This is a genomic window from Pseudomonas silensiensis, assembly GCF_050434865.1.
Lineage (GTDB): Bacteria > Pseudomonadota > Gammaproteobacteria > Pseudomonadales > Pseudomonadaceae > Aquipseudomonas > Aquipseudomonas fluorescens_W.
This window is the reverse complement of sequence record NZ_JBNDJH010000034.1, coordinates 44,722-65,524: the sequence shown is the minus strand read 5'-3', so window position 1 is coordinate 65,524 and position 20,803 is coordinate 44,722. Positions and strand designations below refer to the sequence as shown.

Here is a 20,803-nt window from a genome sequence, read left to right as displayed (position 1 = left end):
GACCTTCAGGTTTGGTGTCGCCTTGCCCGTCAGGATCACCGTGGTGTCGACGGTCGTGCCGCGGTTGGCGATATCCCGCAACTGCGAGTCGGTGACCTTGTCGATGCTCGGCTGCACCTCTGCCACCACATTCACACCCCAGGCAGGCGACTCCACACCGGAGCCATAGGCTGCTTTGGCAACAAAGTTGTGCGCGGTCAGGGTCAACCCCGTACGGGTCGAGGTCCAGATCCCGTCGGGCCCGACCTCGACCGTCTGCGGCAGAGCGTCGTTATCGGTAATGATGACCTTCAGGTTAGGTGTCGCCTTGCCCGTCAGAATCACCGTGGTATCGACGGTCGTGCCGCGGTTGACGATGTCCCGCAACTGCGAGTCGGTGACCTTGTCGATGCTCGGCTTAACCTCCTTACCCACATACAACTCCAACACCGCCGAATAGCTGTGCTTACCCGTAGCCGCACGCAAGAGGGTGTAGCGCACTTCGACCTGCTGATTCAAATTCCGCGTAATGAATTGCTCGTTGATGCGAAAATCCACCGGTTTACCAGCGATGATGGTGGTGATCGGTATCCAGTCGCTGGTACTGCCGGCGGCAGTGGGCCCGTTCCAGTAATATGTCAACACATCGCCTGCCGCTGTCCCCAGGTAACCAATGCGCAAGGTGGCGCTGCCAGGTACCCATGCCGGGTCAAGAAAGTTGTCCGGAGCTTCCACGACTTTGGGCGCGAGCAGCTCGGCGCGAACGGCCTCCACATTGATAAACGTGTGTTCTGATTCACTGACACCATAGAGCGCCGACTTATCATTGGAGACCCGGTAAAACAGGTTGAGCTTGCCGTTTTCAAGCACCTTGATGTGCTCCGCCTCCACGTACAGCGTGATGGCTTTTCCGGCCTCGCCATCGCTGACAAGGTGCGGTATTTCATGCAGGTACGGTTGGTTGTCGGATTTGGTTCCCAGCCAGACCAGATCGATCAGGTCCCCGCCCTTGATCAGCGGAGAAGGCCCGATGTCCACCGTCGCCATGCCTTCCGTGGGTTCCAGCGTATCGCCGATGACTTCGCGAATGGTCGGGGCCGGCAACTGCGAGATTTCACCGACCACATTGGCAAAGGTGCGTTTGGATGATAACGGCGGGCTGCCATCGGTTTTGGTCAACACATAGGAAGCATCCGCCTTGCCCATGGCAATGGCGCGAACAGCGGCGTTCGGTACCATCAGATCAAGAATGCTCGGAATATTGTCGATTCGCGTGGGCTTGCTGCGGTGAATCAGCGACTCGCCATGAACCGGCGTGCCGATCCAAGTCATCACCACGGTATCGCCGATATCGAAATCGTCCGTGCGGACATGAATCTGTACCGTGACGTTGGCTTTGCCCAGCTTGATCAGGTCGATCACGCCATTAATCGACTCCTTGATAATCGGCTGTTCCAGCCGCCAGGCGCCGGCGTCGACCAGCACCCTAGTGCTCAGAGAGCGTTTTTGGGACCAGTTCCAAACCTCATCGCGCACCTCGTACTCCACCAGCAGTGCGGCACTGTCCCCCCCGGCGAGAATCGCCTCCTGATTCGCGTCAACGATGACAGGGTCAATGCCATCGGCCTGGGCCTGGGTAACGACGTGAGGTGGCAGACGCACGCTGCCCCAGTACACATAAATGACGTCGCGCACCCTTATGCCCGTATATTTCGGTACGGTTAACGGCACACCTTTTTCCGCCCATTCGGCTGTGACGCCGTTTAGCCTCACATCCTCCGGCATCCCGACTGGCTTGAGCTCCGAATGGCCGGGCAGATGAGGAAATTTATCGTCCCCTCCCGGTTCGTCGAGCTTGACCAGCAGCCGCAACGGCACCGACGGGTCATCGGGTGTGGTCGAGCCCTTGCGGGTCAATTGGTAATGCACGGTTTCGACCCAACCGGAGACGATGTCCTTCGTCGGCAGGTAAAAAAACAAACGCTTATTGAGCTCTTCCGGCAAGACTTCCTTGTGCCAGATCTTCTGCAGCCCCCAAAAAATATCGTGCTGATCCCCGACTTCCATACCCATGTACGGATCGATGACACACAGCACGCCATCGGGATAGTCGCTCAACACGGCAATGTTGATACCGCCGTCGCCCTCCACCACGGGCCGGGTCATGCCTGCAATAAACAAAGGCCTGAGCGCGAACAACCCCGTACCGGTGCCAGGCTCGACCAGAGGAAACAGGAGGGGGCTGAAAATGCTCATGATGGAGGCTCTTGAGAGGGTTGAAGGCCTTATTTAAGGCGCACTCCCACAAAGCTGGCTACTGTCAGAAATAACAGGTCGGGGATGGATTCCGACGGGTGGTAGTGCGCAATACGCCAAACAGGGCCAACCGTTCGTCTGGAAACATTGCTCACCTGTTATTTCTGACAGTAGCCAGTTCCACCTCATCAGGCATTGAATAACTCCGTCAGCTCTATCCCCGACAGGAGTCTCCCCATGACTAACCAACCCCCCATCTCCCCGGACAGCAGCGTGCTGGTCCTGCGAGAGCTGAAAATCCCCGGTCGCACCGGCCCCACGCCCACCGGTGAATGGGGCATCAACATTGCCGCCGCGCTCGACAACTTCCCGCGCCAGGGCCTGCAATGCCAGGCCGGGCCCTGGGGCAACATGGACGTCGGCGACAAGCTGGTGATTTTCTGGAGCGCCGGCAACCAGGTGCTACAGGAGACCGTTGATCAGAAGGAGAAAGGCACCGAGCTGACGATGTTCATCCCGGCGGCGCGAATCGCCGACGGTGTCCATGACGTGTCGTACAGCGTCACCCGTCTGGGCGGCACAACAGAGCCTTCCGAGGCCATGAAGGTGTTCGTCAAGCTCAACCGGCCCGGCGGCCAGGACCAGAATGGCGACACGCCCGGCCATTCCGAACTGCACATGACGATCCCCAAAGAAATCCTCGACGGCGGCATCGACAAGGACAACGTCGCGGATGGGGTGCCGATCACTATCCAGCCTTACCCCCACATGGCGGCGGGTGATGTGATCCAGGTGACCTGGGGTGGCAAGTTCGTGCTCAGTGAGCCGCTGACCGAGGCTCAGGTCAAGGACCCTGCGAACAATCCCATTGTCGTGCTGGTCGACGAAGCCACCATCCGTGACGCGGGCGATTCGGACAGCAGCGGCCTGGCCGTGGCCTTCGAAGTCTACGACGTGGTCGACAACCGCTCCGAAGACTGGAGCGCCGAGCAGCGGGTGGTGGTCGGCGTCGACAAGACGCGCCTCACCGCGCCCATCCTCAAGGAGGCCCAGAACAATGTACTCGACGTCGACAAGCTGGGCGACGCAGACGGAACCGTGCAGATCCTGGCCATCGACAACAACTTCAAGCTGGGCGACATCATCTTCGTTCGGGTCAGGGGCACTCCGGTGGAGGGCGCACCGGTCGACCTCGAGATCCAGGGCGAACCACTGGACAATGTCCCTAGTATCCACGAGCGGAAAGTGCCCAACGCGGTGCTCAAGCAACTGGCCAAGACCCAGGTGGTGTTTTCCTATCGCCTGAAAAAAGCCGATGGCAGCGCCGACCTGCAGTCCAAGGGCCAATTCATCCGCTTCATCGGCGAAATCCAGCGCCTCAAGGCGCCGATTGCCGAGGACGCCCAGCAAGGCGCCATCGACCCGGAGCTGCCGCGCACGCGCATCGAAATCCCCTTCGACAAATCGTTCGCCGCCGGCCAGGCGATCAAGCTGTTCTGGCTCGGCACCCGGCCGGACTTCGGCACCTACTTGCCCGACCTGCCGCTGCATCCGATCACAAAGGGCGAGATCGAGGCCGGTGAATCGCTGTTCATCACGGTCGCGGGCGAGCACCTCACGCCCATCAAGGGTGGCACCCTGGAACTGTATTACCAGCTGCTGATCGAGGATACGCTGCTGGCCACCTTCAACCGGGTCAACGCCACCCACGCCATCCGCGAATCGCTGCACCTGGCGCCGCTGCAGGTTGGCGAACCGCGCCTGGAACTGCCGGAGCCGAAGGTTGAAGGCGTCGTCGACGGCGTGCTCCCGCCGGACCGGCCGGGCACCACGCTGACCGTGGAGTACCTGAATACGGTCAAGGATGACGTGGTGACTTATGAGTGGGTGGGGTCCAAGACCGGCACGGCCAGCGACTGGGTCAAACTGAGCTCGTTCACCGCCGGCCAACCGGTGCCGTTCAACATCAAGGCGGAACTGATCAAGGGCAACGAAGGGGGCACGGTCGCGGCTTCGTACTCGATCAAACGGGCGGCGGGCGGGACCAGTTTTTCGAATGCGTTGACGTTCAGCGTGGGGGCGGCGTTGGAGTTGAAGCCCGCGAGTGTGAAAGAGGCCAACGGTACCAGCCTCAATCCGGTCGACGCGCAGAAAACCTTGACCATCCTCGTGCCGCACTACACCGGCATGCTGGGCACGGACAAGCTGAGCGCGACCTGGGCTGGCACGCCCGGTGACGGCTCGCACACCTCGGTTCCGGTCGAGGTGGGCACCGTCGGCATCAGGGACATCCCGATCCCCAACAGCGTGGTGGCCTTCAACCTGGGCAAGCCAGTGACGGTGACCTACACGGTCACCCGCAACGGCACACCGCAACCGCCCTCGGAGGCCCTGTCTCTGGCCGTGCAGCCCATTCAGAATCAGGATGGCAGCCTGACGACCCCCATCATTGATGGCTTTTCCGGAGCCGAACTCGATATCACCAACCTGGTCGGCACCGAGCAGCTCAGGGTTGCTCAGTGGCCTTTGCAAGCCTCAGGGCAGTGCGTGTGGTTACGTTATGACGGGATCGACGAAAATGGCGCTGCGATCGAACAGGTGGTCTGGGAAGGCGTGGCCCATAACGCGCTTCCAGCGGACCTGGTGACACCGGCCGCGGTGGCGTGGCTGAAAACCCTGAAAGACGGCAGTGATGTGAAGATTACCTTCAAGGTGAACTTCGACAAGGTGGCCGATGCCGCGACGGCGGTGACTTTCCCGCTCCGCACCTATACCGTCCGATCCGCCCTGACGCTGAACCCGCCTTCCGTTAAAGAAGCCAGTGGCGCCAGTCTGAGCCCAATCGCCGCCAAGGACAGCCTGACCGTGGTGGTTCCTCAGGGCGACCTGCTACCTACCGACCTGTTGAGTGTGACCTGGAGCGGTTCCCCCGGCGACGGTTCGCACACCACCAAGCCGGCCCCGATCAGCAGTATCGGTCGCGAGATCCAGGTGCCGGTGTCGGTGATTGCCTTCAACCTGGGCAAGCCAGTGACCGTCAGTTACACCGTCACGCGCAACGGTACCTCACAACCTTCGCAAACCTTTTCGCTGAACGTGCTGAACATCCCCGAACAGGATGAGGCGCTGCCGGCGCCTAAAATCCCTCAGGCTTCAGATGACAAGGTGCTGGACCTGAACACCTTCGAAGGCGATGCGAGTGTCACGGTAGAACCTTGGCCGTTTAGTGCTGCGCGGCAGCGGGTGTGGTTGACGTGCACCCGGCCTGACGGTGATGTGTTGAACGTGCTGGAGGCTTATCAAATCAGCGCAGCGGAGGCGGCGAACGGGTTGAAGGACAAGGCCGTGTGGCGCGATTGGTTGCAGGACGTGCCGATGGATGGGCGGATTACCGTGGAGTTCAAGATCACGCTGGATGGCAGTGAGGAGTTGTCGAAGGCTGTGGTTTGTCCGGTGATGGGTTATACGGTGAAGCGGTCCATGGGGATTATCCGGAAGATTAAGGTGGGGACTGGTGCGGGTCGAATTGTTATCAATCGCGAGAGTACCAAGGCCTATGTAACCCACGCTAACTTTATTTCAGTGATTGATCTGAAAACATATACCGTCCACGTTATTGTAGATGACGGCCAAGGTAGCTTGCGTTCCCCACGTCACTTGGTTCTTCATCCGAGCAAACCACTCCTATATGTAAGCTCTGCTAGCACATCAGTAATTGTGATAGACACGGAAAGAAATTTAATTGTCAGTCCCATCCCAATCCGAGGCGGCCCAAATCATGGCTTATATTCACTCGCAATTAATAAGGACGGATCTCTTCTTTATGTAGGTGACTTCAATGGCTTCAATAGTTTGATAATAATCAATACCGAGACCGGGAAAATTGTATCAAGCACCAATACCCCTAGCCCCGTAAACTTATTTATCTCTCCAGATGACCGGCATGTTTATAATGCATCCGACTCTGGTAATTCACCAAGGCCGGTAGCTGTTCATAATTCGACCACCGGCGCTCATGTTGGTACAGTTCATGGATTTGATCGGTGCTCAGCAATTGCTTTCAGTCCGTGGGACAAAATTGCCTATGGTGCAAACTACGCTACTTATTTTGGAAACTTAAAAGTTCTAAGCACCGAAACCTTTGGAATTACTAAAGAAATTTACACCGTTCCATACCCCCTTGATATCGCCTTCAATCCTGTCAGTCGGCGAGCATATATTGTGACTAATTCGATAGGAGGGGTTGGCGCTGATTCTCTGGTCACCATTAACACAGATACCTACGCAATAACCGACATTATTTCGGATTTAAGACGGCCACTTTGCGTCGTCGTCAATCACACGGGAACACTAGCGCTGGTAAGTGAATATTCCTCAGAATATATTTCTGTCATACAGCTTTAAGAAAATCCGGGGACAGACCACGATATTAATCGTGGTCTGTCGCTTCACGCCCGGAAGGCGCAGCAGTATCAACCCCAAAAAACGGGCGACCCTGAGGTCGCCCGTTTTTGTTTATGACGCTATCTGCGCCCGCAACCGTCGCCCAATCACGTCCATCAAATGCTGGAGCTGGGGTTGTTGCTGATCGAGAAGGTGCTAGACAACGGATATCCAGTTAAGCCGGTGGGGGCATAGGGTCAGGCCATAAGGATTTTGTCAGGTAGACCCGGTTATTGTTCATCGCGAGCGAGCTCGCTCCCACATTAGTTCTGCGTCGATCACACTATTGTGGAATGACACAGATCCAGTGTGGGAGCGAGCTTGCTCGCGATGCGGCCGGAACTATCACCGCAGTAATTACGAGTCACGCCACAAATACGGCGGAATCGGCAAGTCGTCCTTGAGCGGATCCGGGCGCTTGCCCTTGCCGGCGCGGTGCTGGCGTATCTGATAGACGTAAGCGAGCACTTGGGCGACGGCAAGATAGAGCCCGCCGGGGATTTCCTGGTCAAGCTCGGTCAAGTAGTAAATAGAACGCGCCAGCGCCGGCGACTCAAGTAGCAGCACTTTGTTAGCCACAGCGACTTCACGGATCTTCAAGGCAAGGAAGTCGCTACCCTTGGCGATCAGCATCGGCGCCCTGCCCTTGTCCGGTTCGTACTTGAGCGCTACGGAGTAGTTGTTTGACCTCTGGCCGCCCTTCCTGATCCTTGTGTTCGTCGCGCACTTCCTGCTTGGTCATCAGCAGCTTTTTGTGGCTTTTCCACAGCTGCATCGGCACGTCGATGGCGGCGATGATGATCAACCCGCAGACCATCCACAACGTGCTCCAACCGACCACTTGCAGGCTATGAATGATCGCCATGTTCAACGGCTGGTGAGCGATGCGCATCAGGTCGTCGATGCCTGAGGACAACACCACCAGCACCACGAACAGCACGATGAAAAATCCACCAGGGCCTTGCCCAAGAACATCCTTTTCAGCCCGGCGCCGAGGTTTATGCGGCTCAGTTTAGGCGCCATCGAACCTGGCTCAAACACAACCTCGCAGGCTCGACAGCTGCTACAAACGCAATGGATTGCAAATAGGGATCAACGCGCCGTCAAAATCTGCTCGTTGTTGATCGGACCGAACTGAAGCGCGCTGCCGACCATGTACCGCGTACCTCTATGCATTTGAAGACCTTCCACCTCTACAAAATCCTCCTCGGCATAACCGAGCACCACGACGGATGAAGGTGCCTTCTGATCAAAAAAGTCGTGCCCCAGCATGAGGTTAAGCGCCCATTGAAAGCGAATGACCGGCAGGTCTTCGACGTTGATCTCTCGCTTGTTCTCCCAACGAAAATCCTTGCGCGAGACAACCTGCAAACGGCCATCGACCACACTGAATTGCGGTTTGTGATAACGCTCTTCCAGCCCTCCACTTGACCACTGATCCATGTAATAACGAGGGGACGTGAAAACATCGAACAACGCGCGGTTATCACCAATATTGCCAGCAGCATCGAAGAAGTAATTGTAAGCATAGTGGTAGCCGAACCCGTCCAGTTCGGGGCGAATCGCATTGATAGGGTTGCTCAGGTAACCCGGAATATAGGCATTGGCCACCTGCACAAAATGCGTAAAGTCCAGCGTCAGGTTGAACGTTGCCGAGTAGCTGATCGTGCGCTCTAGCTGATTCTCCTCCAGGACTCCCGAAACAAATTCCAACGCCATCCCTTGAAGCTTTCTGTATTCACGCTCTGCCATGACCGTCACCTCAAATGCCTTAATGAACGCCCCTCCATGGTGATCAATCCGATCATTGAACGACCATGGCAAGGACATCGAACGGGAGAATTCCCAAGGCCATGACAACGCTTAAGGGGAAGTGTGTCTACTGTCAGAACTAACAGGTACACAGCGTTTTCAGACGGACGGCGACTCTCAGGAATCGCGTCGCAGGTCCGGCGGAATTGGCAGGTCGCCCTTGAGCGGATCCGGGCGTTTGCCCTTCCCGGCGCGGTGCTGGCGGATCTGGTAGACGTAAGCGAGTACCTGGGCGACGGCAAGGTAGAGCCCGCCGGGGATTTCCTGGTCAAGTTCGGTGGAGTAGTAGATCGAACGCGCCAGTGCCGGCGACTCAAGCAGCAGCACTTCGTTGGCCACAGCGATTTCACGGATCTTCAAGGCCAGGAAATCGCTGCCCTTGGCGATCAGCATCGGCGCCCCACCCTTGTCCGGATCGTACTTGAGCGCTACGGCGTAGTGGGTCGGGTTGGTGATGACCACATCGGCGTCGGGGACCGCCGCCATCATCCGGCGCTGGGACATTTCGCGCTGCAGCTGGCGAATCCGCTGTTTGACCTCCGGCCGCCCTTCCTGATCCTTGTGTTCGTCGCGCACTTCCTGCTTGGTCATCTTCAGTTTCTTGATGCTTTCCCAGAGCTGTATCGGCACGTCCACGGCGGCGATGATGATCAGCCCGCAGGCCATCCACAAGGTGCTCCAGCCGACCACTTGCAGGCTGTGAATGATCGCCATGTCCAAGGGTTCATGGGCGATGCGCAGCAGGTCATCAATGTCCGAGGACAACACCGCCAGGGCCACGAACAACACGATGAAAAATTTTGCGAGGGCCTTAAGCAGTTCCGCTATGGCCTTGGACGAGAACATGCGCTTGAGGCCGGCGGCGGGGTTCATGCGGCTGAACTTGGGCGCCATGGTGCCAGCGGAGAACAGCCAGCCACCCAGCGAAATCGGCCCGATCAGAGCGGCGAGCAATAAAGTGATCATCACTGGCTGAATCGCCAGCAAGGCAATCTGCCCCGAGTGCAGCAGGTAGATGCCCATGTAGCGCTGATCCAACAGCACCTCCCGCGACAGCGAGAAGTTCAGGCGCATCAGTTCCATCAGGTCCTGCGCCAGCGCACCACCGAAAATCAGCAGGCCACCAGCGCCGGCGAGCATGATCGCCAGGGTATTGAGCTCTTTGGAGCGCGCAATCTCTCCCTTCTCACGGGCGTCCTTTTTCTTTTTGTCCGTGGGGTCTTCTGTTTTGTCCTGACCGCTTTCGCTCTCTGACATGACTCAGCGCGCCTTTGCCAGTTCGCGTAGCCACTGCAAGGCCTCGGAGGCCAGCGGTTGGTACTGATTGATGATATCCGCCAGCCCGACCCAGACGATGAATAACCCGAGCACCAGGGTCAACGGGAAGCCGATGGAGAAAATGTTGAGTTGCGGTGCCGCCCGGGTCATCACGCCAAACGCGATGTTGACCACCAGCAGCGCGGTGATTGCCGGCAGCACCAGCATCAGCGCCGCCCCGAGGACCCAACCCAGTTTGCCGGCCAGCTCCCAGAAATGATTGACCATCAACCCGCTGCCGACCGGCAGCGTAGTGAAGCTTTCGGTGAGGACTTCGAAGACCACCAGATGGCCATTCATGGCCAGGAACAGCAGCGTCACCAGCATGGTGAAAAACTGCCCGATCACTGCCACCGACACGCCGTTGGTGGGGTCGACCATGGAAGCGAAGCCCATGCCCATCTGAATCGAGACGATCTGCCCTGCGACCACAAAGGCCTGGAAGAATAGCTGCAAGGAGAAACCCAGCACTGCACCGACGAGGATCTGCTCGGCAATCAGCAGCAGCCCGCTCAAGTCCAGCGCGTTAACCGGAGGCATCGGCGGTAACCCGGGGGCAATCACTACCGTGATCGCCAGGGTGAAATAAAGGCGCACTCGCTTGGGCACCAGGGTCGTACCGAAAACCGGCATGACCATCAGCAAGGCACCGACACGAAACAGCGGCAGCATGAACGTCGCCACCCAGGTACTGATCTGGGTATCGGTCAGCTGGAGCAGTGACATGGTTTAGCCGATGACCTGAGGAATACTGCCGTACAACTGCAGGATGTATTCCATGAAGGTCTGCACTAGCCACGGACCGGCGACGATCAACGTCACCAGCATCACCAGCAGGCGCGGCAAGAAGCTCAAGGTCTGTTCGTTGATCTGCGTAGCGGCCTGGAACATCGCCACCAACAGACCCACGAGCAAACTCGGAATCACCAGCACGGCAACCATCATGGTGGTCAGCCACAGTGCTTCCCGGAAGATGTCTACCGCAACTTCTGGCGTCATGGCGATACACCGCCGAAGCTGCTCGCCAGCGTACCGATGATCAACGCCCAGCCATCCACCAGCACGAACAGCATGATCTTGAATGGCAACGAAATGATCAGCGGCGAGAGCATCATCATACCCATGGCCATCAGCACACTGGCCACGACCAGGTCGATGATCAGGAACGGAATGAAGATCATGAAGCCAATCTGGAACGCGGTTTTCAGCTCGGAGGTGACGAACGCCGGGACCAGAATCGTCAGCGGAGCCTGATCCGGCGACGCGATATCAGTGCGTTTGGACAAGCGCATGAACAACTCCAGATCGCTGCTGCGAGTCTGGGCGAGCATGAAATCCTTGATCGGCACCTGTGCCTTGGCCACCGCATCCTGCGCGGTGAGTTTCTCCGCCAGATACGGCTGCAAGGCATCCTGATTAACCCGATCGAAGACCGGCGCCATGATGAACAGGGTCAGGAACAGCGCCATGCCCGTGAGGATCTGGTTCGACGGCGTTTGTTGCAGGCCGAGGGCCTGACGCAGGATCGAGAAGACGATGATGATCCGGGTAAAACTGGTCATTAGCATGACGAACGCCGGGATAAAACTCAGCGCAGTCATGATCAGCAGGATTTGCAGGCTGACCGAGTATTCTTGAGCGCCCGCGGCATTGGTGCCCAGAGTGATTGCCGGGATCGACAACGGATCGGCGGCGAACGCCAGCGGCGCGACCAGCATCAGGGCCAGCGTCAAGGTGATGCGTAGCGCACCCATTACTTCTTATCCTTATGATCCTTGCCCATCAGCTCCATCAGGCGCTGGGCAAACTCAGGGGTCGCTTTTTCAGTACCGCTGGGCATTTGCACCGGCTCCTTGAGCACGTGCAATGCGGTGATGGTGCCGGGGCTCAAGCCAAGCAGAATCTGCTCGTTGCCGACCTGCACCAGCATCAGACGGTCACGCGGACCCAGCGCGCGGGAACCGATCAGCTCGATCACCTGCCCCTTGCCGGCCGGCCCGGCCTGCTGGACCCGGCGCAACAGCCAGGCGAGGAAGAAGATCAACCCCAGCACCAGCAGCAAACCGAACACCAACTGCGTCAATTGCCCGGCCACACCGCTGCTGACCGCGGGTGCGGCGGCGCTGGCAGCGGTCGCTACCGGCTCGGCAGCCAGAACGCTGAACGGCAAGCCGAGCAAAACCCCCAGAACCTTTTTCACTCAGCGCAACTTCTTGATGCGTTCGCTTGGGCTGATCACGTCGGTCAGGCGGATGCCGAACTTCTCGTTGACCACCACCACTTCACCGTGAGCGATGAGCGTGCCGTTGACCAGCACGTCCAGCGGTTCACCGGCCAGACGATCAAGCTCGATCACCGAACCCTGGTTAAGCTGCAGCAAGTTGCGGATGTTGATGTCGGTGCTGCCGACTTCCATGGAAATCGACACCGGGATATCGAGAATCACGTCCAGGTTCGGACCGTCGAGGGTGACCGGTTCGTTGTTTTTCGGCACGCTGCCGAACTCTTCCATCGGCAGACGGTTGGACGACGAACTGGCGGCGTCGGCGGCCAGCAAGGCGTCGATGTCGTTCTGCCCGACGTCGCCGGTTTCTTCCAGTGCCGCAGCCCATTCATCGGCCAGCGCCTGGTCGTCCTGGGTGTTCATATCGTTAGCCATCAATTTGTCCTCGGCGGGCATCCATTCAATCAGGAGCCGTCAGTTAAAAGCACAGGGGGTTTGGAGCGCCGGTCAGCGGCGCTCGATCGGCTCGATCACTTGCAACGCGAGGTTGCCTTTGTGCGACCCCATCTTGACCTTGAACGCAGGCACGCCGTTGGCGCGCATGATCATCTCTTCCGGTATCTCAACCGGGATAATGTCCCCCGGCTGCATGTGCAGAATGTCTCGCAGGCGCAACTGACGACGGGCAACCGTGGCACCGATCGGTACGTCAACGTCCAGCACGTCCTGGCGCAAGGCATTGATCCAGCGCTCGTCCTGATCGTCGAGGTCCGACTGGAAGCCGGCATCGAGCATTTCACGTACAGGTTCGATCATCGAGTACGGCATGGTCACGTGCAGGTCGCCGCCACCACCATCGAGTTCGATGTGGAAGGTCGACACCACAACGGCTTCGCTCGGGCCGACGATGTTGGCCATGGCCGGGTTCACTTCCGAGTTGATGTACTCGAAGTTCACTTCCATGATCGCCTGCCAGGCTTCCTTCAAATCGACGAAGGCCTGTTCCAGCACCATGCGCACCACACGCAGTTCGGTAGGGGTGAATTCACGCCCTTCGATCTTCGCGTGGCGGCCGTCGCCGCCAAAGAAGTTGTCCACCAGTTTGAACACCAGTTTGGCGTCGAGGATGAACAACGCGGTGCCGCGCAACGGTTTGATCTTGACCAGGTTGAGGCTGGTCGGCACGTATAGCGAGTGCACGTATTCGCCGAACTTCATCACCTGCACGCCACCGACGGCAACGTCCGCCGAGCGGCGCAGCATGTTGAACATGCTGATGCGGGTGTAACGGGCGAAACGCTCGTTGATCATCTCCAGGGTCGGCATGCGTCCGCGGACGATGCGATCCTGGCTGGTCAGGTCGTAGCTTTTGACACTGCCGGGTTCAGCAGCGGTATCGGTCTGTACCAGACCATCGTCGACACCATGCAACAGCGCATCGATCTCATCCTGGGACAGCAGGTCCTGCACGGCCATGTCGTGTTCCTACTGCAGTACGAAATTAGTGAAAAGCAACTGTTCGATGACCACTTTGCCGAGTTCTTTCTGCGCCACTTCCTGGACGCTGGCCGTAGCTTTCTGACGCAGCATTTCCTGGCCGACCGGCGATGCCAGCGTGGCGAAATCCTGTCCGGAGAACAGCATGACCAGGTTATTGCGGATGACGGGCATGTGGACTTTGAGCGCTTCCAAATCGGCCTGATTGCGACCCTGCATGGTGATGCTCACCTGCATGTAGCGCTGACGACCGTTCTGGTTGTAATTGGCCACGAAGGCCGGAGCCATGGGCTCGAAAATCGCTGGCTGCTTGCCGACCGGGGCGGTTTCAGCTGCGGCGGCAGGCTTGCTCTGGGCGCTGTGCATGAAGAACCAGGTCGCTCCCACGGACAAACCGATCGCCAGCAGCAGGGCCACCACGATCACAATGATCAGCTTGAGTTTGCCTTTGGTTGCGGGGTCTTTTACTGCTGCTTCGCTCTTCGCCATGCCAATAATCCGTCACTATTCGGGTTTTCACAGTCGCACGGCAAGGCAAGAGCAAGTGTTATGCCAGAAGTGTCTGAGGGAAAACGGGAAGGACGGTCGACCGTGACCGAAAATCAAAAGATCGCAGCCTTCGGCAGCTCCTACAGGATGTACACAATCCAATGTAGGAGCTGCCGAAGGCTGCGATCTTTTAGGGGCGCCGCATTATCAGGCGTAGTAGTCGACGGCGCTGGAGCCGATGACGCTGGTGGTGCTGGCCGCTACTTCGGCAACTGTTGGCGCAAGCTCATCATCCATGGAGTCTAGGCGACCACCGCTGGCGCTGGTGCGTCCACCCTGGCTTTGACCCTGTTGAGCCTGTTCCTGCCCCTGACCCTGCCAGCCACGGGACTGATCGGAAACGTTGACGTCGACCTGGCCCATGCCCTGCTGCGCAAACATGTCACGCAAGCGATGCATCTGCCCGTCCAGCGCTTCGCGAACACTTGGATGGGCGCTCATGAACGTCACTTGGGTCTGCTGATCCGGAACCATGTTCACCCGAATGTCCAGGCGCCCCAGCTCAGCCGGTTGCAACTGGATGTCGGCCGCCTTGAGATTGGCACTGGACAGGTACATGACCCGGTTCACGACTTCTTCGGTCCAGCCGCTCTGATGCATGGCGATCGGTTGATTCACCGGCAATGCGTTCGCGGTTTTCGGCGTGGCCGCCTGGGTCAGTGCCGCCAGGCGGTTGGCGAAATCGTCGACCCGGGTATCGCTAGTCGCGGACTTCAGGTCCTTGAGACCGTCATCGATAAGACCGCTGAAGGCCTTGTCGCCGCCCTGGCCGGTGCTGTCCTTGTCGGCCTGCACATCGAGCATGCTCGCCATGCCGGCAGCGAAGTTCTGCGCCGAAGTAGCTTCGCCGTCAGCCTGGGCCTGGGCCGAGGTCGGTGCCGCTTTGGGCTGGGCCTGACTCGCCGCCGAAATATGGCCGCCCTGCTCCATGGCCATGCGCACGGCGGGCAGTGCGTCGAGGGGATCGGCTTCGGGATCGAAATTGGTGTCAGTGCTTGCAACGACCGGTGTCGTTGCCGCCGTCATAGCTACCTCGACCTGCGGTTGTGAGGTGACCACAACGGGTGGAGCTGCCGGTACCGGCGCTGGCACCGCAGGTTGCACTGCCTGCATCAACGCAGGATCCAGCGTCGGGTCAACGGGCGCGGTATCGGCAACCGGCGTCTGCGCAGTATCCGACCCGTCATCGCTGGCGGCATCGTCGTCAGCCTGCGCCGGCTTATCGGCGGGCAAGGATTTGCCGCTATCGGCAACCGCAGGTTCCGGGGCGGCAGACTTGTCGTTCCTGACGTCCTTTTTATCGGGGCTGTCCGGCGTTTTATCGCGTATCGGCTTGACCGATCCATCACCCGGCGCAGAAGGTTTGTTCTGGGCTTGATTGGCGTAGACCTGAGCGAAGCTGGACGCCTTGTCCCCAGGCTCAGCGGCCGGCGCCGGTGTATTGGCGGAAGCGGCTTGAGTCTTGGCTTGCGCGGCGGCCTGAAGAAGCATATTGGGGGTAACGGGCATGGAACAGTCTCCGCTGCACTGGGATCGTAGGTACAGTTGACGGAGAGTAGTGCAAGGGTCGCGCCAGGTTTGAGTGACAGGCGCTAAAAGCGCCGGACGGTCTCATTGGCTGAGAGGGAACGCTGACGCTCCGCCTCATAGAGAGGCCGGACAATGGCAAATTCGCCATCAATTTCCCCGATCAGCTTTTCGATGCCCGCGAGGCTTTTTTGCTTGGCGCGCTCCTCCAGCTCCTGGCACAACTCGGCCAGGCGAATGGCGCCCATGTTACTGCTGCTGCCCTTGAAACTATGGGCAGCATTCATGAGTTGCGCGGCATCTCCAGCCATTCGCAAGATGCGTAAACGCTCTTCGGAATCGGCGAGAAAGGTATCCAGCAACATCGGATACTCATCCTCCATGACCTCTTGCAACGCGTTCAGCACGTCGCGGTCCAGGTGTGTGTCAGCCACTTGCTCACTCCTTGATCAAGAATGCGTGGATTATGCCAGAGCCTCCCAGAAAAACTCCACGCGGGCACTTCGTCCATCGTCGGACCAACTCGCATTGTGGCCCAGCTGACGGATCAGACTGACGCCACGCCCCGACAGACGGACACCATCGACGGGCCGCTCCATCACCCGCGCGACATCGAAACCCTTGCCACTGTCTTCAACCCGAACCGTCAGGCACCCGCCCTCGCCTTTGGGTGCCACCTGCAAATGCACCCGCACGAAACCGTCCTGCAACTCGTCCAGACGTGCATTGCGTTGCTGATAATAGCGGGTAAAGCCCGAGGCATCGCGCTTGAGCGCCGAATCCAGCCCCAGCACTCCATGCTCCAGGGCATTGGAATACAGTTCGGCCAACACACTGTAAAGCGCCCCGCTCTGAGCCCGCAGACCGTGGACCTCAAGCAGCAATTGCAGAAGATACGGCAGCGGATTGAAGCGTTTGAGCGTGGCGGCGCGAAATTCGAAACTCACTGACCAGTCCAGCGGGCAGGACTGACCACTGTCGGAATACACCAGCGCCGGCGGGCTCAGTTGTGCGGCCTCCAGCAGACTGACCTCGACCATGCTCACGTCATCACGGGCCTCGCCGCGGAAGTCCCGCAACGCCTGCTCGATCTCTTCGAACAACTCATCAGGCTGACGATTGGCCGCAAACACCTGCTCCAATCGCTCCACACCAAACAACTGTTCGTTGGCATCGCAGGTATCGATCACCCCGTCGGACAACAGGAAGACCCGATCCCCGACCGCCATCGGAAACACCTCGGTGCGGTCATCAAAAGATTGCGGGCTCAGCACGCCGAGCGGCAAATGCCGAGCCGTCAGCGGCGTTCGCTCACCGCTGGCGATGCTGCGCAGGTAACCGTCCGGCATTCCGCCGTTCCAGACCTCCACCGAGCGTCGCTGAAAACTCAGGCACAGCAGCGTCGCACAACAGAACATGTCCACCGGCAGGATGCGCTTGAGCTTGGCATTCATCTCGCGCAGGGTTTCGGACAGGCCATAACCCTTGGCGGTCATGCCATAGAACACTTCGGCCAAGGGCATGGCACCGACCGCAGCCGGCAAACCGTGACCGGTAAAATCGCCGAGCAGCACGTGCATGTCGCCGGCCGGGGTAAACGCGGCCAGCAACAGATCGCCGTTGAACAACGCATAGGGCGATTGCAGGTAACGAATATTCGGTGCACTCAGGCAGCCGGAGTGGGCCACCTTGTCGAACACGGCTTTGGCCACGCGCTGCTCGTTGAGCAGGTAGTCGTGGTGCCTGGCGATCTGGTCGCGCTGCTGCAACACCGTGGCCTGCAACCGCCGCAAGCGGTCCATCGCCTTGATCTTGGCGGCGAGGATCACCTGGTTGTAGGGTTTTGCCAGAAAGTCGTCGCCCCCGGCCTCCAGACAGCGGGCCAGCGCTTCGCTTTCGGTCAGCGAGGTGAGGAAGATGATCGGCACCAGGGTTTCCCCTGCCAATACCTTGATCTGCTGCGCCGCTTCGAAACCGTCCATCACCGGCATCATCGCGTCCATGAGCACCAGTTGCGGTCGTTGCTGGCGAAACGCTTCAACGGCTTCGGCACCGTTGGCGGCCGTCAGCACCTCATGCCCCTGGCGACGAACAATGGTCGACAGCAGCATGCGATCGGCCGCACTGTCTTCGGCGATCAGGATCGTCAGCGGTTCGAACAAGGGCTGCATGGCGGTCACGCCACGTCGAAGATTTGTTCGAAGTTGGAGATGGCGAGGATCTTGCGCACATCTGCGTTAGCGTTGGTCAACGTGATCTCGGCATTCTCGCCGCCAGCGTGATCACGCAATAGCAACAACATGCCGAGCGCTGAGCTGTCGAGGTAAGTGGCGTCTTTCAGATCCACTTCGAAGGATTCGGGTTTTGGCTGAAGATTTTCGTAGGACTCACGAAATTCCTGATGCTTGGCGAAATCGAATCGTCCCTTGACCGATATCGTCAGCTTTTGCCCATCCTGGGAGACTTCTGTAACAACTGGCATTTAACGGCTTCCTTGTCATTGGTGAACGTACGTGTACAAGGTTTAGCACTTGGCGAGTGCAGGAGCAAGGCGAGAAAACGGTTGAACCCTGCCTGATCAATAAGGATCCTGACGCGGCAACCGCTGGGACAACTCATCCAGCAGCTTTTGCTCGCGCCGGTCTTCCAGCCGCCGAGCCTCATCCATGTAGCGCAACACCAGTTTGCGCAGGCCTTCGACCCGGGCAAATGCCTGTTGCCAGGACTCCCGCGCCTTGTTCAGGTTGTTTTGATGCCATACCAGGCTTTGTCGCTGCTGGTCGATGGCGGTCCCCAGTTGCGCAAGGAAGCCTTGATAACCCAGCAGCCATTGGCCAGACACGCCACTGCTGCCGCGCACGATCCATTGTTCCTGATAGTCGAGACGAAAGGCTTCGAGGTCGGCCAGTTTGCTTTCGGCCAGACGGACTTGCCCCTGGAAGTGGCCCAGACGCAGGACCGCGGTTTTCTCGGCCTTTTCGGCCATTTCGACCACGGGGGCCAGGCGCGAGGCTCGGCTCTGGGCCATGGCCGGTTAGCCGCCAGCCGCGGGAGCGAAAATCGTGCCGAGATACGATTCGCTTTCACCCAGGCTGATGCTGTCGTTCAGGCCCTGGCGCAGGTATTTCACCAACTGCGGTTGCAGGGAGATCGCCAGGTCGGTCTCCCGATCACCTCCGGCCACATAGGCGCCGACGCTGATCAAGTCGCGACTCTGCTGATAACGCGACCACAGTTGCTTGAAATACTGGGCGCGCATCATGTGTTCGGGCGTAACCACCGACGGCATGACCCGGCTGATGGACGCTTCGATATCGATGGCCGGGTAATGACCTTCTTCAGCCAGCCGCCGGGACAGCACGATGTGCCCGTCGAGCACACCTCGCGCCGCGTCGGCAATCGGATCCTGCTGATCATCGCCTTCGGAGAGTACGGTGTAGAACGCGGTGATCGAACCGCCGCCCTTCTCCGCGTTACCGGCCCGCTCCACCAGTTTCGGCAGTTTGGCGAACACCGAGGGCGGATAGCCCTTGGTCGCCGGAGGCTCGCCGATGGCCAAGGCGATTTCCCGCTGGGCCTGGGCGAAACGGGTCAGGGAGTCCATGAGCAACAGGACGTTCTTGCCCTTGTCGCGGAAATACTCGGCGATTCGCGTGCAGTACATCGCCGCGCGCAGACGCATCAGCGGCGCATCGTCCGCCGGCGACGCCACTACCACCGAACGCTTGAGGCCTTCTTCACCGAGGATGTGCTCGATGAATTCTTTAACTTCACGACCCCGCTCACCGATCAGCCCGACGACGATGATGTCGGCCTCGGTGAAGCGGGTCATCATGCCCAGCAGCACACTCTTGCCCACGCCGGTACCGGCGAACAGGCCCAGACGCTGACCGCGACCGACCGTCAACAAACCGTTGATGCTGCGAATGCCCACGTCCAGCGGCTCGCTGATCGGTTCGCGCTTGAGCGGGTTGATGGTCGGGCCGTCCATCGGCACCCAGTCTTCGGCTTTCATCCCGCCCTTGCCGTCCAGCGCGCGACCGGCGCCATCAAGCACCCGCCCGAGCATGCTCATGCCCATCGGCAAGCGGCCGGTATCAGCCAGAGGAACCACTCGGGCACCGGGAGCGATGCCGGCAACGCTGCCGACCGGCATCAGAAACACCTTGCTGCCGGAGAAGCCCATGACTTCGGCTTCGACCTGCACCGGGTGATAACTGTCGTCGTTGATGACCATGCAGCGGCTGCCCATGGCGGCGCGCAAGCCCTCGGCTTCGAGGGTCAGGCCGACCATGCGCAGCAAGCGGCCTTCAAGGATCGGCGCGCCTTCCAGTTCCGTGGCCTCGGCGTAGCTGCCGAGGCGCTTGGCGAAGCTGGTGCGATCAAGGCGCATCGGGAACGTCCCGTTGAGGTTCGACCGGCACGACCGCTGGCTTGTCGCTGATCGGCAGTTCCAGGCTCAGATCCGGCTCGGCCGGGTGCAAGACCTGTTCGTGCAACTGATCGAACAGCTTGTCCATGACTCGCGCAACGCGAGTTTCGACCGTGGCATCGATACGGCTGTGTTCAGTCTCGACCCGGCAACCGCCGGGCAACAACGCCTCGTCCTCGACGATGCGCCAGGTTTCTTCATGGCGCTCGCGCAGGGCTTTGACCTGTTCGAAATCTTGCGGATTGATGTACAGCCGCACATTGCCCACGCCCAGCGGCAAGAGCTTGAGGGCCTCGCGCATGACGTGTTCGATCTGCGTCGAGTCAATGGCGAGTTCGCGCTGAATCACCTGCTTGGTGATGTGCTGCACCAGGTCGACCAGGGACTTTTCGATCAGGGTGTCCTGCTCGGCGATAGGCTCGAACAGATGGCCCATCAGTTGCTCCAGAGCGGAAATTTTGGCGGCCAGGGCCACCTCGGCTTCCTGGCGGACCTTGAGCGTGGTGCTGTGAAAACCTTCTTTTTCGCCCGTGGCGAAGCCTTCGTTGTAGGCCTCCTGGCGAATGCTTTCGAGTTCTTCGAGGGTCAGTGGCTGGACTTCATCCAGTGGCACTTCTTCCATTTCCGGCGGCTCGGGCTCAGGTTCCGGCTCGGGTTCCGGCACGAACGGATCGAAACTGGGCAGCGACCAGACGTCGAAACCATCGACGTCCTTGCCACGGATCAGGTCGGTGTTGGACTCATCATGTTTGGACGACATAGTGACC

Annotated in this window: 17 protein-coding genes and 2 pseudogenes; 1 reads left to right on the top strand and 18 read right to left on the bottom strand. The window is 59.2% G+C overall.

Annotation, left to right across the window (positions count from 1 at the left end; translation table 11 throughout):
- Nucleotides 1-2,235, bottom strand: a pseudogene (locus QF010_RS31630) (hypothetical protein); the annotation flags it as partial.
- 237 nt (nucleotides 2,236-2,472) lie between these two features.
- Between QF010_RS31630 and QF010_RS31625 the strand changes: the two are divergent.
- Nucleotides 2,473-6,639: a YncE family protein gene (locus QF010_RS31625; RefSeq protein ID WP_429534623.1), complete on the top strand. Its 4,167-nt coding sequence runs from the start codon at nucleotides 2,473-2,475 to the stop codon at nucleotides 6,637-6,639.
- A gap of 396 nt (nucleotides 6,640-7,035) precedes the next feature.
- Here the strand turns inward: QF010_RS31625 and QF010_RS31620 are convergent.
- The 17 genes and pseudogenes from QF010_RS31620 to fliH form a co-directional block, all read right to left on the bottom strand.
- Nucleotides 7,036-7,719 (bottom strand): annotated as a pseudogene (locus QF010_RS31620) (EscU/YscU/HrcU family type III secretion system export apparatus switch protein); the annotation flags it as partial.
- Between the two features lie 51 nt (nucleotides 7,720-7,770).
- Nucleotides 7,771-8,430 (bottom strand): hypothetical protein, encoded by a 660-nt coding sequence (locus QF010_RS31615; protein ID WP_429534622.1) that lies wholly within the window; start codon nucleotides 8,428-8,430, stop codon nucleotides 7,771-7,773.
- Nucleotides 8,431-8,607: 177 nt separating this feature from the next.
- Nucleotides 8,608-9,747, bottom strand: a complete 1,140-nt coding sequence (gene flhB, locus QF010_RS31610; RefSeq protein WP_033055994.1) for a flagellar biosynthesis protein FlhB — start codon at nucleotides 9,745-9,747, stop codon at nucleotides 8,608-8,610.
- 3 nt (nucleotides 9,748-9,750) lie between these two features.
- Nucleotides 9,751-10,533: a flagellar biosynthetic protein FliR gene (gene fliR, locus QF010_RS31605; protein ID WP_033055993.1), complete on the bottom strand. Its 783-nt coding sequence runs from the start codon at nucleotides 10,531-10,533 to the stop codon at nucleotides 9,751-9,753.
- A 3-nt stretch (nucleotides 10,534-10,536) separates the two neighbouring features.
- Nucleotides 10,537-10,806, bottom strand: coding sequence for a flagellar biosynthesis protein FliQ (gene fliQ, locus QF010_RS31600; RefSeq protein WP_007948918.1), 270 nt, complete (start codon nucleotides 10,804-10,806; stop codon nucleotides 10,537-10,539).
- Nucleotides 10,803-11,561 carry a flagellar type III secretion system pore protein FliP gene (gene fliP, locus QF010_RS31595; RefSeq protein ID WP_033055992.1) on the bottom strand — a complete coding sequence of 253 codons (759 nt, stop codon included), beginning with the start codon at nucleotides 11,559-11,561 and terminating at the stop codon, nucleotides 10,803-10,805. The genes fliQ and fliP overlap by 4 nt, the downstream gene beginning before the upstream one ends.
- On the bottom strand, nucleotides 11,561-12,007 hold the full coding sequence (gene fliO / locus QF010_RS31590) for a flagellar biosynthetic protein FliO (RefSeq protein ID WP_033055990.1): 447 nt from the start codon (nucleotides 12,005-12,007) through the stop codon (nucleotides 11,561-11,563). Before fliO ends, fliP begins: the two co-directional genes overlap by 1 nt.
- Nucleotides 12,008-12,466: a flagellar motor switch protein FliN gene (gene fliN / locus QF010_RS31585; RefSeq protein WP_033056085.1), complete on the bottom strand. Its 459-nt coding sequence runs from the start codon at nucleotides 12,464-12,466 to the stop codon at nucleotides 12,008-12,010.
- 72 nt (nucleotides 12,467-12,538) lie between these two features.
- Entirely contained in the window at nucleotides 12,539-13,507 is a 969-nt protein-coding gene (gene fliM / locus QF010_RS31580; protein ID WP_033055988.1) for a flagellar motor switch protein FliM, read from the bottom strand.
- A 9-nt stretch (nucleotides 13,508-13,516) separates the two neighbouring features.
- Nucleotides 13,517-14,017 (bottom strand): flagellar basal body-associated protein FliL, encoded by a 501-nt coding sequence (fliL, locus tag QF010_RS31575; RefSeq protein ID WP_033055987.1) that lies wholly within the window; start codon nucleotides 14,015-14,017, stop codon nucleotides 13,517-13,519.
- Between the two features lie 207 nt (nucleotides 14,018-14,224).
- The gene (locus QF010_RS31570) at nucleotides 14,225-15,586 is read right to left on the bottom strand and encodes a flagellar hook-length control protein FliK (protein WP_429534621.1); all 1,362 of its coding nucleotides are present in this window, start codon (nucleotides 15,584-15,586) and stop codon (nucleotides 14,225-14,227) included.
- 83 nt (nucleotides 15,587-15,669) lie between these two features.
- A complete protein-coding gene (locus tag QF010_RS31565; RefSeq protein ID WP_429534620.1) occupies nucleotides 15,670-16,038 on the bottom strand; it encodes an Hpt domain-containing protein in 369 nt (122 codons plus the stop codon).
- A gap of 30 nt (nucleotides 16,039-16,068) precedes the next feature.
- The gene (locus QF010_RS31560) at nucleotides 16,069-17,775 is read right to left on the bottom strand and encodes an ATP-binding SpoIIE family protein phosphatase (protein WP_429534619.1); all 1,707 of its coding nucleotides are present in this window, start codon (nucleotides 17,773-17,775) and stop codon (nucleotides 16,069-16,071) included.
- A 5-nt stretch (nucleotides 17,776-17,780) separates the two neighbouring features.
- Nucleotides 17,781-18,086, bottom strand: coding sequence for an STAS domain-containing protein (locus QF010_RS31555; RefSeq protein WP_008151067.1), 306 nt, complete (start codon nucleotides 18,084-18,086; stop codon nucleotides 17,781-17,783).
- 96 nt (nucleotides 18,087-18,182) lie between these two features.
- Nucleotides 18,183-18,632 (bottom strand): flagellar export protein FliJ, encoded by a 450-nt coding sequence (fliJ, locus tag QF010_RS31550; RefSeq protein ID WP_033055981.1) that lies wholly within the window; start codon nucleotides 18,630-18,632, stop codon nucleotides 18,183-18,185.
- Between the two features lie 6 nt (nucleotides 18,633-18,638).
- Nucleotides 18,639-19,997 (bottom strand): flagellar protein export ATPase FliI, encoded by a 1,359-nt coding sequence (gene fliI / locus QF010_RS31545; protein ID WP_033055980.1) that lies wholly within the window; start codon nucleotides 19,995-19,997, stop codon nucleotides 18,639-18,641.
- Nucleotides 19,987-20,796 (bottom strand): flagellar assembly protein FliH, encoded by an 810-nt coding sequence (gene fliH, locus QF010_RS31540; RefSeq protein ID WP_429534618.1) that lies wholly within the window; start codon nucleotides 20,794-20,796, stop codon nucleotides 19,987-19,989. Before fliH ends, fliI begins: the two co-directional genes overlap by 11 nt.
- Between the last annotated feature and the right edge of the window lie 7 nt (nucleotides 20,797-20,803).

Coding starts and splice junctions, on each gene's coding strand:
- fliR (WP_033055993.1), bottom strand. CDS start 10,533: ATGTCACTGCTCCAGCTGACCGATACCCAGATCAGTACCTGGGTGGCG.
- fliM (WP_033055988.1), bottom strand. CDS start 13,507: ATGGCCGTGCAGGACCTGCTGTCCCAGGATGAGATCGATGCGCTGTTG.
- QF010_RS31625 (WP_429534623.1), top strand. CDS start 2,473: ATGACTAACCAACCCCCCATCTCCCCGGACAGCAGCGTGCTGGTCCTG.
- QF010_RS31560 (WP_429534619.1), bottom strand. CDS start 17,775: ATGCAGCCCTTGTTCGAACCGCTGACGATCCTGATCGCCGAAGACAGT.
- fliP (WP_033055992.1), bottom strand. CDS start 11,561: ATGGGTGCGCTACGCATCACCTTGACGCTGGCCCTGATGCTGGTCGCG.
- fliQ (WP_007948918.1), bottom strand. CDS start 10,806: ATGACGCCAGAAGTTGCGGTAGACATCTTCCGGGAAGCACTGTGGCTG.
- fliJ (WP_033055981.1), bottom strand. CDS start 18,632: ATGGCCCAGAGCCGAGCCTCGCGCCTGGCCCCCGTGGTCGAAATGGCC.
- QF010_RS31555 (WP_008151067.1), bottom strand. CDS start 18,086: ATGCCAGTTGTTACAGAAGTCTCCCAGGATGGGCAAAAGCTGACGATA.
- QF010_RS31570 (WP_429534621.1), bottom strand. CDS start 15,586: ATGCCCGTTACCCCCAATATGCTTCTTCAGGCCGCCGCGCAAGCCAAG.
- fliN (WP_033056085.1), bottom strand. CDS start 12,466: ATGGCTAACGATATGAACACCCAGGACGACCAGGCGCTGGCCGATGAA.
- fliH (WP_429534618.1), bottom strand. CDS start 20,796: ATGTCGTCCAAACATGATGAGTCCAACACCGACCTGATCCGTGGCAAG.
- flhB (WP_033055994.1), bottom strand. CDS start 9,747: ATGTCAGAGAGCGAAAGCGGTCAGGACAAAACAGAAGACCCCACGGAC.
- fliI (WP_033055980.1), bottom strand. CDS start 19,997: ATGCGCCTTGATCGCACCAGCTTCGCCAAGCGCCTCGGCAGCTACGCC.
- fliL (WP_033055987.1), bottom strand. CDS start 14,017: ATGGCGAAGAGCGAAGCAGCAGTAAAAGACCCCGCAACCAAAGGCAAA.
- QF010_RS31615 (WP_429534622.1), bottom strand. CDS start 8,430: ATGGCAGAGCGTGAATACAGAAAGCTTCAAGGGATGGCGTTGGAATTT.